We start from the raw sequence: 13,458 nt of genomic DNA, 5'->3' as shown, positions 1-13,458 counted from the left end.
TGCCCGCCTTTGAGCGACAATATCCCCTCCACGGCAGCAGTTGTCGCTCAGAGGCGGGCAATTGTCCCATCCCCTTGTGCAGGTCTCAGTCGGCTCGGCGAGACCACCACCGGCACCACGAACTGCATCAGCATCGCCCGCTCGTCGTCGGCGTCGCGTCCGGGAAAGCTGAGCAGCGACGTCACCACCCGCACCACCCACTGGGCGCGCTGCTGCACCGCGTCGGTGTCCTTGGTGCCCAGCGCAGAAAGGAACGACGCGACCATCACGGTGATGACATCCGACTGCGCGGCCATCGTCGCGCCGATCGGCGGTCCGGTCTCGGCGAACCACGACACCAGCGCCGGGTTGTTGCGCACCAGAGCCAGCGACTCGGTCATCCCGGTGACCAGCCGCTCCGCCGGATCGTCGATGCCGGCCAGCCGCTCGGTCAGCTCGTGATAGAGCCGGTTGGCCCAACGGTGCACGTAGGCGGTGTAGAGCACGTCACGGCTCTCGAAGTAGCGGTACAGCGTGGCGCGGGAACACCCTGCGGCGCGGGCGATCTCATTCATGCCCACCGACGCGGGGTCGTGCTCGGCGAACAGCTTCTCGGCCGCGTCGAGGATCTTCTCGGCGGCCAGCTCGCCGCGCTGATCAGACAACCAGGCGCGTCCGGCCATCACGATGCGACGGTAAACGGCACCGACAGCGGCCGGCGCACGTAACTTCCTCCGGCCCAATGAATCCCGGACTCGTCGATGGCGTAGTCGGGGCAGCGGGCCAGCAACTCCTCCAGGGCCACCCGCGCCTGCATGCGCGCCGCCTGGTTCCCGATGCAGTGGTGCGCGCCGTAGCTGAACGTGAGGATCTGGTGTGGTTTGCGCAGCACATTGAGTTCTGCGGCATCCGGCCCGAACTGGCGCTCGTCGCGGTTGCCCGAGCCGTAGAGCAGCAACACTTTGCGGCCGGCCGGGATGGTGGTGTCACCGACGGTGACGTCCCTGGTGGTGGTGCGGGCCAGCCCCTGCACGGGTGATGTCAGACGGAGCAATTCCTCGACGGCGTCGCGAATCAGCTCTGGCTTGTCCACCAGCAGCTGGCGCTGGTCCGGGTATCGCTGCAGCAATTGGACTGAGCCGCCGAGCATTCCGGTGGTGGTGTCGTTGCCGCCGGTGACCATGGTGAAGGTGAATGCCAGTACTGACAGCAATCCTTTGATGTCTCCGTCGGCGCCCATTCCGGCTGCGACCAGATGCGAGACCGTGTCGTCCTCCGGCGCGTTTCGGCGGCGTTCGATGAGCCCGGTGAAGTACGTCATCATCTCCCCGACCGCGTCACCGGCCGAGGCGACCCCGTCCTCGCTGACGGTGGCGGCGACGATCGCCTCGGTCCAGCGGTCGAACTGTGCGCGGTCCTGCTCCGGTACACCCAGGTAGTGCGCGACCACCATCGACGGCAGCGGCTTGAACAGCTCGCCGACGATGTCGCCACCCCCCGCCGAGCGCAACCCCTCGATGCGCTCGACGACGAACTCGCGGACTTTGGGCTCCAGCAACTCCACCTGTCGTGGCATGAAGCCGCGGGCCACCAGCTTGCGAAACTCGGTGTGCGCCGGCGGATCCGTCATCACCATCGGCGGGTTGTCGGCCAGGCCGATCATTTCCAGCTCGCGGTAGTTGATGGTCAGTCCTTGCGCGGAGGAGAACGTCTCGTGGTCAGCGGCGGCCGCCCAGATGTCGGCGTGCCGGGACAGCACGTAGTAATCCTGGTCGGGGGCGTTCTCGGGGACCACGTGGTGGACCGGGTCGTGCTCACGCAGCGCCGCGTACATCGGCCACGGGTTCGGCCAGGTTTCGGCGTTGCAGGGCACAAACCTCGGATGAGACACAGTCGTTGTCATGTCTCATGAATACGACATGCGCGCCCATGGTGTCAACCATTGAACGGGAAAACCACGACACAACGCGCCGAGGGGCCGTCGGCAGATTCTCAGTCGGGGAGCGGTGGGTCAGATCCCCGAACCCGGGTTGAGGATGTTCAGCGGATCCAGCGCGGCCTTGACCCGCTGGTTGAGCGCCATCGCGTCGGGCCCCAGCTGCTCGGCCAGCCACGGCCGCTTCAACCGCCCCACGCCGTGCTCGCCGGTGATGGTGCCGCCCAGCGTCAGGGCCAGATCCATGATCTCGCCGTAGGCGAGCTCGGCGCGCCGCACATGGTCGGGGTCGCTCGGGTCATGCACGATCAGCGGGTGGGTGTTGCCGTCGCCGGCGTGCGCGATCACCGAGATCAGCAGCCGGCGGTCGGCGGCGATCTTCTCGATCCCGGTGATCAGCTCCGCCAGCCTCGGCAGCGGCACCCCGACATCTTCGAGCAGTAGCGGTCCCTTCGCCTCGACCGCGGGGATGCAGAACCGCCGGGCCGCGACAAAGCCCTCCGCCTCGACCGGGTCGTCGGTGGAGAACACCTCCTTGGCGTGGTGCTCGGCGAACACTCTGGCCATCAGCTCGACGTCCTCGGCGCCGGCGTGACCCCGCTCGTCGGAGGCCGCCACCAGCATGGCGGCGGCCTCGCGGTCCAGTCCCATCCGCAGTTGGTCCTCGACGGCGTTGATCGCCGCGGAGTCCATGAGTTCCAGCATCGACGGGCGCAGCCGCCCGGACACGTCGAGCACCGCATCGGCCGCGGCCGTCACCGACTCGAAGGTGGCCACCACCACCGAGGACGTGGGCTGGGCCGGCAGCAGCCGCAGGGTCACCTCGGTGATCACCCCGAGGGTGCCCTCGCTGCCGACGAACAACTTGGTCAGGGACAGCCCGGCGACGTCCTTGAGCCGTGGCCCGCCCAGCCGCACCGCGGTGCCGTCGGCGAGCACCACCACCAGCCCCAGCACATAGTCGGTGGTGACGCCGTACTTGACGCAGCACAGGCCGCCGGCGTTGGTGGCGATGTTGCCGCCGATGCTGCAGATCTCGAACGACGACGGGTCCGGCGGGTACCAGAGTCCGTGCGCGGCGACCGCCTTCTTCACCTCGGCGTTGAACAGGCCGGGCTGGCACACCGCGGTCCGGGTGACCGGATCGACGGTGATCTCGCGCATCTTCTCGGTGCACAAGACGATCCCGCCGTCGACGGCGGTGGCGCCGCCGGACAGTCCGGTACCGGCACCCCGGGTCACCACCGGAATCCGGTTGGCGGTGGCCCACCGCATCACCATTTGCACCTCTTCGGTACGCAGCGGTCGCACCACGGCCAGCGGTGTGCCCGCCAACGGGTCCAGCGCGTTGTCCTGCCGATAGCCCGCGGTGATAGTCGGGTCGGTGACCACCATGCCGTCGGGAAGATCGGCTATCAGCTGGGTCAGCGCGTCGGCGGTCACGCAGGCGATCCTACGGACGTGGGGTGGCGCACCGATCCGGAACCGATCTGTGCCATCGCGCGATGCCCGTCATGGCCCACCCGGCACGATGGACCAATGCTGAAGCACCCCCGCACCGGTCAGCCTTTCGACTCCCCGGTGCCGCCCGGCTCCGGCTGGCCCGGCGACCCGGCCTCCCCGGACACCGTGCAGGCCGCCGACGCCGAGCAGGTGGCCCGATTGGCCGACCAGGTGGAATCGATCGACGAACTCGACGCCCTGATCAGCGTCTGCCGGGCCTGCCCGCGATTGGTGAGTTGGCGCGAGCAGGTCGCCGTCGCCAAACGAAAGTCGTTCGCCGGCCAGCCGTACTGGGGACGGCCGGTACCCGGCTGGGGGGCACCGAAACCGAAGATCGTCGTCGTCGGGCTGGCCCCGGCCGCCAACGGCGCCAACCGCACCGGGCGGATGTTCACCGGAGACCGGTCCGGCGACCAGTTGTACGCCGCGTTGTACCGGGCCGGTCTGGTCAACCAGCCGACCAGCGTGGACGCCGCGGATGGGTTGAGCACCAAGAAGATCCGGATCGTCGCTCCGGTGCGCTGTGCGCCGCCGGGCAACTCGCCGACGACAACCGAGCGCAATACCTGCGCGCCGTGGATCGACGCGGAATGGCGGCTGATCGCCCCGCATGTGCGGGTGTTGGTCGCCCTCGGCGGCTTCGCCTGGCAGATTGCGCTGCGGATGGCTGCTGACCAGCTGCCCAAGCCCAAACCGAAGTTCGGCCACGGCGCGGTCGCCGAACTCAGCCCGACGCTGCGGTTGCTGGGCTGCTATCACCCCAGCCAGCAGAACATGTTCACCGGCCGGCTCACCCCGGCGATGCTGGACGACGTCTTCGGCCAGGCGGCGCAGCTGGCGGGACTATCCGGCTGAGGCCCGGCGTTGAGTCCTAGCGTGCGTCTTTCCGTTCTCGATCTCGTCCCGGTCCGCACCGATCAGTCCACCGCCGACGCGCTGGCGGCGACGGTGCGGCTGGCCCAGACGGCCGACCGGCTCGGTTTCACCCGGTACTGGGTGGCCGAACACCACAACATGCCCTCGGTGGGCGCCACCAGCCCGCCGGTGCTGCTCGCCTACCTGGCTGCGCAGACGTCGCGGGTACGGCTGGGTTCCGGCGGGGTGATGCTGCCCAACCACGCTCCGCTGGCGGTGGCCGAACAGTTCGCGCTGCTGGAGGCCGCCGCGCCGGGCCGTATCGACCTGGGCATCGGCCGGGCGCCGGGTTCGGATCCGGTCACCTCGGTCATGCTGCGCGGTCAGCGCGGCATGGACGACAAAGACATAGCGAACTTCCCGGACTATCTCGACCACGTGCGGGCGATGATGAGCAGCCGCGGAGTGCAGGTCCAGCTGCGCGACGGCGACTACCTGCTCAAGGCCACCCCGGCGGCGGCCGGCGAGCCGCGGTTGTGGCTGCTGGGGTCGAGCATGTATTCGGCTCGGTTGGCCGCGGCCAAGGGACTGCCGTACGTGTTCGCCCACCACTTCTCCGGACACGGCACCGAAGAGGCGCTGGCCTACTACCGGGAGAATTTCACCCCGAGTGACGTGTGCGCCGAGCCGACCACATTCCTGACCGTCAACGCCTGCGTCGCCGAAACCCGCGACGAGGCAACGGCGTTGATGCTGCCGAACCTGCAGATGATGGCCCGGCTGCGCACCGGCAGGCCGCTGGGGGCGGTCGATCTGGTCGAGGACGCGCAGGCCCTACGGGTGTCGGAGGCCGAACAGCGCATCATCGACAGCGGGCTGCGGCGTGCGGTCGTCGGCGCTCCGGCCGAAGCGGCGGAACAACTTACGGCGCTGGCGGAGGAGTTCGGCGTCGACGAGGTGATGGTCAATCCCGTCGCCTCGGCGCACCGCGGCACCGACCCGGCCTCCGCGCCGGGCCGGGAACGCACCTGCGAGCTGCTGGCCAAAGAGCTGCTGTGAGGCCTCAGCGTCTCAGCGGCCTCAGCGGCTGATGATGGTGGTCCCGAAACCGCTGGGGCGGTAGTCGATGTAGACCGGGTTCACCGAGAACGGGTAATAGCCGCTGTTGGCTGCGCCGCCGGAGGTGACCCACGGGCCGGTGCCCGCCGTCGTGGTGTAGGAGTACAGCAGCGTCTCGCCGTCGGCGGAGTACACCGAGATCACCGTGCCGGCCGGCACCTGCGAACCGACGCCGAGGCTCGGGACCAGCAGCTGCGGAATGCTGCCGTACATGCCGCCGGAGTCGATCGAGGTGGTGACCGCCACCGGCGGACCACCGTTGATGGACACCATCGTGTCGACATACGGCGACCCGGAAACGGAGATCTCGGGGGTGAGCGGGTTCGGTCCGAAGATCACCTGGCCGGTCTGCTGGTCGATCAGCACGCCCTGGTTGAGGGCACCGGGCAAGGCCGAGATGATCGTCGAGGTGCCGGCAAAGCCGTTGTTGGGTCCGATGCCGAGCACCCCGACGATGCCGTAGCTGTTGAAGTACTGCGTCATCAGTGCGTTCGACCCGGCGGTGACCACGTTGACGCCGGTCGGATCGGTGATCAGGCTGTCCGGGCAGTCGCCGAGCTTGTCGCAGAATCCCACCGTGGTGCTGTAGGTCTGGTAGCCGTAGCTGTTGTTGCCCAGGCCGGCGTAGCTGGCGCTGCCGGACAGCAGCACGCTGCCGAGCCCACCCGGGTTGCCGACTGCGCTGTTCAGGATGGTCAGACCGGTAGAGCCGGTGTCGATCTGGACCGGCACCGGCGGCCCGCCGTTGATCGAGATGTAGACGATGGGGCTGATGCCGCCGCTCTGCATGTACAGCGGGATAGCGACGTTCACCGGTCCGTCGGGCCCGCCGGTCTCACCGGCGGGCCCACCGCCGGAACCGGCTCCGCCGGAACCCCCGGCGCCGTTGGCGCCGTTGCTGCCGACTGCCCCGCCGATACCGCCGACGCCGCCGTCACCGCCGTCGCCGCCCTGGGCTCCGGCTCCGCCGGCGGCGACCGCGCCCGCCGCTCCGCCGTCGCCGCCGTCACCGGCTGCGCCGCCGTGCACATTCCGTCCGGTCAGGGTGGCGTCACCGCCGTTGCCACCGTTGCCGCCGTCGCCGCCCGCGCCGGCGTTGCCGCCGGTGCCCGCTTGGGCGCCCGCGCCGCCCGTTCCGGCGTCACCGCCGTCGCCGCCGTTGCCACCGTTGCCGGCGCTGGAGCCCTGCGCGTAGTAGTCGCCGGCGGCATCCCCGCCGTTGCCACCGGCACCGCCGATCCCGCCGCTGCCGCCTTGGCCGCCGTTGAACCCGGTATCGCCGGCGCCGCCGGCCCCACCGGATCCCGCCGTGCCGCCGTCGCCGCCGTCGCCGCCGATTCCGACCGGTGCTCGGTTGATCCCGGGCTGGGCGTAGAACCCGGACCCGGGTGCTCCGCCGTCACCGGCTGCCCCGCCGTTGCCGCCGTTGCCTCCGGTCCCACCGGCACTGTCGTCGCCGATCCCACCGGTGCCGCCGCCGCCCCCGCTGCCGCCGGCGCCGCCGGCGCCACCGTTGCCGTTGGTGCCGAACCTGCCGTGCTCACCGATGGCCGGGTTGCCGTCGTAGGCCGAACCGCCCGCGCCGCCGCTGCCGCCGGCACCGCCGTGGCCGCCGTTGAAGCCGGTACCGCCGCCGGACGCCCCGGTGTCGCCGAGGCCGCCGTTACCTCCGGCGCCGCCGGCTCCACCGTCGCCGCCGCTGCCGTAGGGCACGTTGTTGGCCACATCCAGTGTGGCGATGCCGTTGCCGCCGCCGTTTCCGCCGGCGCCGCCTGCGCCACCCGCGCCGCCGTTGCCGGTGCCGTCACCATGTGCGCTGACGCTGCTGCCGCCGGCTCCGCCGGCCCCGCCGGTTCCGCCGACTCCGCCGCTGCCGGGCAGAGTGGCGCTGGGGGGCAGATACTTTTGGTCCAAGCCTCGGCCGCCGTCGCCGGCATTGCCGCCGGCGCCGCCCGCTCCACCGTTGCCGTCGCCGAGCGAGTCGCCGCCGGCGCCGCCCCTGCCCCCGTTGCCGCCGTTACCGGCGTTGCCGCCGTTGAGGGCGGCGGTGCCGTTCGCTCCGACGGCGCCGTTACCGCCCGCCCCGCCGGCTCCGCCGTTGCCGTGCAGGCTGCCGGTTCCTCCGTCGCCGCCGTTGCCGCCGTTGGTGCCCGCGATGGCGTTCGGGTCGGCGGCCGCGTCGTAGCCGTTGCCGCCGGCGCCGCCGTGCCCCGCGGACGTGGTCGGTGCCGCGCCGGTTGCCCCGCCGGCGCCCTGGATGGAACCCGCCCCGCCGTCACCGCCGATGCCGCCGGCGCCGACCAGACCGCCGTTGCCGCCTCGGCCCCCGTCCGGGTTGCCGGCGTTGCCGTTGGCGCCGGCCCCGCCGTCGCCGGGATTGCCGCCGGCCCCGCCGTTTCCGCCGTTTCCGCCGGTGCCCTGCAGGCCCGCGTTGCCTTGGGTCGAAGCTCCGCCCGCGCCGCCGGCTCCGCCCGCCCCGCCGTTGCCGCCCTGCATCCCGTCGCCGCCGTTGCCGCCGGCTCCGCCCGCGACCGTGGCGTCCGCACCGGCGGTTCCGGAGCCGCCGGCCCCACCTGTGCCGCCGGTTCCGCCGGTGCCACCGCGGCCGCCGTCGCCGTACTGTGCCGAGCTGGATCCACCCGCGCCGCCGTTACCGCCCAGCCCGCCCGTGCCTCCGGCGAAGGCCGCCGGCCCGGCCGTGCCACCGGCGCCGGCACCGCCTTCGCCGCCGGCACCGCCGTTGCCGAACAACCAGCCGATCGCGTCGCCGCCGGCACCCCCGGTGCCACCGGCCCCGCCGTTGATCCCGATCCCGCCGGCGCCGCCGGCGCCGCCGTTGCCCATCAGCCACCCGCCGGTGCCGCCGATGCCGCCCGCGGCACCGGCTCCACCGTCACCGCCTGCCCCGCCGTCGCCGAACATCCCGGCCGCCCCGCCGTTGCCGCCGGCCACCCCGGCGGCGCTCTGGTCGAAACCGTCACCGCCGTTGCCGAACCACAGGCCCCCGGCGCCGCCGTTGGGGTTGTCGGCTGTCCCGTCGACTCCATTGCCGATCACATAGGCCCCGAGCAGTTGGTTGATGCCGGTGTTGATCTGCTCGCCGAAGGGGCTGGTGATCCAGGCCTGGATCTGGGTGTTCAGCGGGTCGTAGAAGAGTTGGTCGAACAGTGCCGCGGTACCGAACGGGTCGGAGTCCGCAGCCACCCCGGGGTCCGGGGTGAACAGCTCAACGAGCCAGTCCAGGTCCAGCCCGTCGGCGTGCGCTGCGGGAACGGCCGGTGTCAGCCCGAAAGTGAGGAAAGCCCCGATCGCGGCACCCGCGCCTACCAGCCGACTGTGTTTTGACTTGGGCTTGCGCTGCCCGCTCCGACGAGTCATCGCACTCCCTAGTCTGTGACGTCTCGCACACATACTAGCTGAGTTGTCCCTGAGCAAAAGGGTACAGCTAGCCAATCCAGGAAACAGTGCTGACTAAGTGAAAGACGTCGGCGTGAGCATCACCGCGAGCAGACGCAGAATCGCATCCACCGAGCTTCCGCAGTGCGATTCTGCGTCTGCTCGGCCAACAAGTCAGCGCGGCGTCAACACCACCACCGGGATCGGACGGGTCGTGCGCCGCTGATAGGCGTCGTAACGATTGGCGTTGTTGACGTTGACTGTCCGCCACAGCCGGGCGTAGTCCGGGTCGTCGGGCAGCACCGGCCGCGCGGTGACGCCGAACCGCTTGGGGCCGACGTTGATTTCGACGTCGGGATGGGCCTTGAGGTTGTGAAACCAGCCGGGGGAGCGGGGAGCGCCGCCCATGGACGCGACTATCAGGTAGTTCTCGCCGTCGCGGGCGTAGGTCAACGAATTGGTGCGGGCCTGCCCGGTCTTGGCGCCGACGGTGTGCAGCAGCAGACTTGGCGGAACGCCCGGAAACCGGTGGCCGATCCGCCCGTTGGTGCCTTGGTAGAGCCTGTCGTGCAGACGCAGCAGCGGAACCCCGACCTGTTGCTCTACCCAGCTGGAAATGTCCATGACTCAGTCTGACTGCGCGGTGTCGGCTTCCGCCAGTGCGTTCCGCAGGATCTCCCCGGTGGCCTCTCGGTCCGGGTCGCGGCGCACCAGCAAGCCCTTGGCGAAGGACAACTTGTCGCCGTCACGGCGCGGCACCACGTGCAGGTGGATGTGAAACACGCTCTGGAAGGCCGCCCGGCCGTCGTTGATCACCAGGTTGTTGCCGTCGGCGTGCAGCCCGGAGGTCCGCGCCGCCCGCGCGATCCGCTGCCCGATGGTGAGCATGCCGGCCAGCGTCGCCGCCGGGGTGTCGGTCAGGTCCACGAAGTGCTGTTTGGGGATCACCAGGGTGTGGCCGCGGGTGAACGGCCGGATGTCGAGCAACGCCAGGTAATCGTCGTCTTCGAAGATCCGCACGGCCGGGGCGTCACCGGCCACCACGGCGCAGAACACACAGGACATGCCGGCCAGGCTAGCGGCTCAACGCCGAGGCCATTGCCTCGATCGCCCGGTCCAGGATCGCCCGGGTGGTCGCGAAGTTCAGCCGTGCGAAGCCCCGGCCGCCGCCGAACGGGATGCCCGGGCTCAGCGCCACCCGCGCATCGGTCAGCAGGATCTCGGCCGGTTCGGCCGCCAGCCCCAGCTCCCGGAAATCGACCCAGGCCAGATAGGTGGCCTCGGGGTGGCTGACCCGCAGACCCGGTACCGCCTCGGGCAGCGCCCGGCTCAGGTGATCCCGATTGGCCCGCAGGTAGCCCAGCAGACCGTCCAGCCACTCACCGCCGTGGCTGTAGGCGGCGATGTTGGCGCGGATGCCGACGGTGGCTGCGCCCATGGTGTGCAGCACGTTGATCTTGCGCCATGCCTCGACGTCGCGCGGATTGGACAGGACCACCTGGGCGCACATCAGCCCGGGCAGGTTCCAGCCCTTGGACGCCGACATCACCGTGATGACGGTGTCGGCGGCGACGTCGGACACCGAAGCGGCGGGGACGTGCGGACGGTCGTAGACCAGCGGGGCGTGGATCTCGTCGGCGATCACCCGGGCGCCGTGGCGCGCGGCGATCTCGACCATCGCACTGATCTCCTCGGCGGTGAACGCGGTACCCAGTGGGTTGTTCGGGTTGCACAGGATCAGCGACCCGGCCCCGGCGGCGAACGCGGCCTCCAGGGCGTCCAGGTCCATCACATAGCGACCGGAATCATCCTGTGTCATCTGGATTTCCACACGCTGGCGTCCGGTGACGGTCAGCAGGTCGAAGAACGGCATGTAGGCCGGAACCGGTAGTGCCACCGGGCTCTCCGGGCGGGTGAGGAACTCGATCACCACCTCCATGCCCTTGAGGACGTCGGGCACCACCCGCACCCATTCCGGCCGGATGGTCCAGCCGTAGCGGCGCTCGCACCACTGCGCGAGCGCGGTGGGCAGCGTGCCGGAACGCAACGACGGGTAGCCGAACTCTTCGCTGGCCACGCAGGCACGTATCCCGTCGAGCACCGCCGGCGCGGTGGGGAAGTCCATCTCGGCGATCCACAGCGGCAGCACGTCGGGGCCGAACTGGTTCCACTTGACGGTGTTGCGCGCGCGGAGTTGATCGGGGGTCAACGCATCGAAGACTTCAGACACACCGACAGTCTGCCGCGAGATACGTTTGCGGCGTGGCTGACCCCGAGATCGAAGAACTGCTGGACGGGATGGAAGGTACCCCGCGTGCCGAACGCGCCGAGCTGATCGAATGGCTGCTGGGACAGGGCATCACCGCCGAAGAGATTCGCGGCACGGTTTCGCCGATGTTCTTGGCGTCGCGACGGCTGATCGGCGACGACGGAACGTATATTTCGGCTCGCGAGATCAGTGAATCCACTGGAGTCGACCTCGATCAGTTGCAGCGCCTGCAGCGGGCGATCGGGCTGCCCTGGATGGACGATCCGGATGCCCCGGTGCAGATGCGCGCCGACGCCAGCATCGCCCAGCATGCGCGCCGCTTCATCGAGGCCGGTATCGATGCCGAGCAGGCCCTGCAGACCGCTCGCGTGCTGGCCGACGGGTTGGCCCACACGGCTGAGTTCATGCGCTTCACGGTGTTGTCCGCCATCGGCGAGCCGGGCGTCACCGAGTTGGAGATCGCGCAGCGCTCGCGAGAAATGGTGGCCGGGCTGGCGCCGTTGCTGGGCCCGTTCGTCCAGGACATGCTGATGGTGCAGTTGCGTCATCAGCTCGACATCGACGCCGTCACCGCCAGCGAGCGGTTGGCGGGCGCACCGCTGCCGGGGGCCCGGCAGATCACCGTCGCCTTCGCCGACCTGGTGGGCTTCACCCGCCTCGGGGAGATGGTGCCGCCCGAGGAGCTGGTCCAGCTCGCCGAGCGGTTGACCGTGCTGGGGCACGAGATCGCCGTTCCCCCGGTGCGATTCATCAAGACCATCGGCGATGCGGTGATGTTCGTCTGCCCGGAACCGGCCCCGCTGGTCGATGCGATGCTGCGGCTGGTTGAGGCGGCCCAGGCCGACGACAGCCTGCCCCGGCTTCGTGCCGGTGTGGCTTCCGGGGAGGCGGTCAGCCGGGTCGGGGACTGGTTCGGCAGCCCGGTCAACACCGCCAGCCGGATAACCGGGGTGGCGCGGCCGGGCACGGTGCTGGTCGCGGAGCCGGTGCGGGCGGCGCTGGCCGAAGCCGCGGCCTTTCAGTGGTCGTTCGCCGGTGGACGCCACCTCAAGGGCATCAAGAGTGAGGTGAATCTGTTCCGTGTCCGGCGCCGCGCCGACGACTGACGTGGGTACAACGCCGCCCGGCCAGGGACTAACGGCCCCTGTTGCGGCCCGACCCGGGCTGGAAACCTGAGGTCAACAGATCCGTTGGAGGTGGCTGATGCTGGAGACGACCGTGGACTCCGAAGTCCTCACCGAGGCGGTGCGGCTGGCCTGCCGAGCGCCTTCGCTGCACAACAGCCAGCCCTGGCGGTGGGTGGCTGACCGGGGTCGGCTCGAGCTGTACCTGGATTCCACCCGCGCCGTGCACGGCGACCAGTCGGCGCGTGAGGCGTTGATCAGTTGCGGAGCGGTGCTCGATCACCTGCGGGTGGCCATGGCTGCGGCCGGATGGGCGGCGCAGGTCGAGCGGTTCCCGGATGCGGAGCGACCGGAGCATCTGGCTTCGATCAGGTTCACCCCCGGTGGGCGGGTCACCGATATGCATCGGTATCGCGCCAACGCGATCCTGATGCGGCGGACCGATCGGCTCCCGTTCATGGTCCCGAGCAATTGGGAGCCGGTCGAGTCGGTGCTGTACAGCTGTGTGGAGGACCCGGTGCGGCTGTGCGTGCTGGCCGACGACCTGCGTTCCAAGCTCGCCGAGGCCTCCGAGCTCACCGAGGCGCTGCGCTTGTACGACGCGTCGTATCACGCTGAGCTCGGCTGGTGGACCGCGCCGTTCGAGGTCTCCGACGGGATCCCGGAGAGCGCGCTGGTCTCGGCCGCCGAGAGCGACCGGGTCGACATCGGGCGGACGTTCCCGGTGACCCACAACCGGGAGCGGCGTCTCGAGGTCGGCGACGACCACTCGAAGATCGTGCTGCTGTCCACCGCCAGTGACGACCCGGGCGATGCGCTGGCCTGCGGAGAGGCGCTCTCGACGGTGCTGCTGGAATGCACCATGGCCGGTTTGGCGACCTGCCCGGTGACCCACCTGACCGAGGTGCCCGCGGCCCGGGGGCTGCTCGCCGGGCTGGTCGGTGGCGATGATCTGCCGCAGATCCTGATCCGGGTCGGGGGCACGCCCGCGCTGGAGAAGACCCCGGCGCCCACCCCGCGGCGTCCGCTGGCCGACGTGCTGCACCTGAAGGGTTGATCGGCGGTTCACCCGGGTTCGTCGGCGTCGGCGGGGGATAGCAGAGTTGCCCGGCTCACAGCGACAACGGCGGATGCCCAGATGGGTCCGTTCCGATTTGTCGCTCGCAGCCGGGCAACTCGTCATGTGGGGGTCCGGGTCCAGCTGTCACCGGAGAAAATGGGGCAGGCCCGGAGGGACGTGGGGGGCGTCTCACACTTCCTGCGCGGCTGGCTTCCAC

Annotated in this window: 11 protein-coding genes; 4 read left to right on the top strand and 7 right to left on the bottom strand. The window is 70.3% G+C overall.

Annotated elements, in window-relative coordinates; all coding sequences use genetic code 11:
* Window positions 1-47: 47 nt before the first annotated feature.
* From AWC16_RS22760 to AWC16_RS22750, 3 genes are all read right to left on the bottom strand, one after another.
* Window positions 48-662, bottom strand: a complete 615-nt coding sequence (locus AWC16_RS22760) for a TetR/AcrR family transcriptional regulator (RefSeq protein WP_085266986.1) — start codon at window positions 660-662, stop codon at window positions 48-50.
* The gene (locus AWC16_RS22755; protein WP_085266985.1) at window positions 662-1,882 is read right to left on the bottom strand and encodes a cytochrome P450; all 1,221 of its coding nucleotides are present in this window, start codon (window positions 1,880-1,882) and stop codon (window positions 662-664) included. The genes AWC16_RS22760 and AWC16_RS22755 overlap by 1 nt, the downstream gene beginning before the upstream one ends.
* Before the next feature lie 108 nt (window positions 1,883-1,990).
* The gene (locus tag AWC16_RS22750) at window positions 1,991-3,310 is read right to left on the bottom strand and encodes an FAD-binding oxidoreductase (RefSeq protein WP_207572396.1); all 1,320 of its coding nucleotides are present in this window, start codon (window positions 3,308-3,310) and stop codon (window positions 1,991-1,993) included.
* A 144-nt stretch (window positions 3,311-3,454) separates the two neighbouring features.
* On the opposite strand from AWC16_RS22750, the gene AWC16_RS22745 reads away from it, so the two are divergent.
* Window positions 3,455-4,273 (top strand): uracil-DNA glycosylase, encoded by an 819-nt coding sequence (locus AWC16_RS22745; protein ID WP_085266983.1) that lies wholly within the window; start codon window positions 3,455-3,457, stop codon window positions 4,271-4,273.
* 21 nt (window positions 4,274-4,294) lie between these two features.
* Window positions 4,295-5,332: an LLM class flavin-dependent oxidoreductase gene (locus tag AWC16_RS22740; protein WP_085266982.1), complete on the top strand. Its 1,038-nt coding sequence runs from the start codon at window positions 4,295-4,297 to the stop codon at window positions 5,330-5,332.
* Between the two features lie 21 nt (window positions 5,333-5,353).
* Here the strand turns inward: AWC16_RS22740 and AWC16_RS24585 are convergent, their stop codons facing one another.
* The 4 genes from AWC16_RS24585 to AWC16_RS22710 all read right to left on the bottom strand — a co-directional run bounded on the left by AWC16_RS24585 (window position 5,354) and on the right by AWC16_RS22710 (window position 11,018).
* Window positions 5,354-8,770: a PecA family PE domain-processing aspartic protease gene (locus AWC16_RS24585; RefSeq protein WP_165759296.1), complete on the bottom strand. Its 3,417-nt coding sequence runs from the start codon at window positions 8,768-8,770 to the stop codon at window positions 5,354-5,356.
* A 192-nt stretch (window positions 8,771-8,962) separates the two neighbouring features.
* Window positions 8,963-9,412, bottom strand: a complete 450-nt coding sequence (locus AWC16_RS22720) for a nitroreductase family deazaflavin-dependent oxidoreductase (RefSeq protein ID WP_085266981.1) — start codon at window positions 9,410-9,412, stop codon at window positions 8,963-8,965.
* A 3-nt stretch (window positions 9,413-9,415) separates the two neighbouring features.
* A complete protein-coding gene (locus AWC16_RS22715) occupies window positions 9,416-9,853 on the bottom strand; it encodes an HIT family protein (RefSeq protein WP_085266980.1) in 438 nt (145 codons plus the stop codon).
* Between the two features lie 10 nt (window positions 9,854-9,863).
* Complete coding sequence (locus tag AWC16_RS22710; RefSeq protein ID WP_085266979.1) at window positions 9,864-11,018, bottom strand: MalY/PatB family protein; 1,155 nt, start codon at window positions 11,016-11,018, stop codon at window positions 9,864-9,866.
* Between the two features lie 32 nt (window positions 11,019-11,050).
* Here AWC16_RS22710 and AWC16_RS22705 point away from each other — a divergent pair, with 32 nt between their 5' ends.
* Both AWC16_RS22705 and AWC16_RS22700 read left to right on the top strand, forming a co-directional pair.
* Window positions 11,051-12,163: an adenylate/guanylate cyclase domain-containing protein gene (locus AWC16_RS22705; RefSeq protein ID WP_085266978.1), complete on the top strand. Its 1,113-nt coding sequence runs from the start codon at window positions 11,051-11,053 to the stop codon at window positions 12,161-12,163.
* A 97-nt stretch (window positions 12,164-12,260) separates the two neighbouring features.
* Complete coding sequence (locus tag AWC16_RS22700; RefSeq protein WP_085266977.1) at window positions 12,261-13,238, top strand: Acg family FMN-binding oxidoreductase; 978 nt, start codon at window positions 12,261-12,263, stop codon at window positions 13,236-13,238.
* Window positions 13,239-13,458 lie beyond the last annotated feature (220 nt).

Origin of the sequence: Mycolicibacter longobardus (assembly GCF_002102265.1) — a bacterium.
Classification (GTDB): domain Bacteria; phylum Actinomycetota; class Actinomycetes; order Mycobacteriales; family Mycobacteriaceae; genus Mycobacterium; species Mycobacterium longobardum.
This window is presented reverse-complemented; position numbering and strand designations above follow the sequence as displayed.

Excerpts from the sequence above, each read along its gene's own strand:
- AWC16_RS22760 (WP_085266986.1), bottom strand. The coding sequence starts at position 662 with ATGGCCGGACGCGCCTGGTTGTCTGATCAGCGCGGCGAGCTGGCCGCC.
- AWC16_RS22755 (WP_085266985.1), bottom strand. The coding sequence starts at position 1,882 with ATGACAACGACTGTGTCTCATCCGAGGTTTGTGCCCTGCAACGCCGAA.
- AWC16_RS22750 (WP_207572396.1), bottom strand. The coding sequence starts at position 3,310 with ATGGTGGTCACCGACCCGACTATCACCGCGGGCTATCGGCAGGACAAC.
- AWC16_RS22745 (WP_085266983.1), top strand. The coding sequence starts at position 3,455 with ATGCTGAAGCACCCCCGCACCGGTCAGCCTTTCGACTCCCCGGTGCCG.
- AWC16_RS24585 (WP_165759296.1), bottom strand. The coding sequence starts at position 8,770 with ATGACTCGTCGGAGCGGGCAGCGCAAGCCCAAGTCAAAACACAGTCGG.
- AWC16_RS22720 (WP_085266981.1), bottom strand. The coding sequence starts at position 9,412 with ATGGACATTTCCAGCTGGGTAGAGCAACAGGTCGGGGTTCCGCTGCTG.
- AWC16_RS22715 (WP_085266980.1), bottom strand. The coding sequence starts at position 9,853 with ATGTCCTGTGTGTTCTGCGCCGTGGTGGCCGGTGACGCCCCGGCCGTG.
- AWC16_RS22700 (WP_085266977.1), top strand. The coding sequence starts at position 12,261 with ATGCTGGAGACGACCGTGGACTCCGAAGTCCTCACCGAGGCGGTGCGG.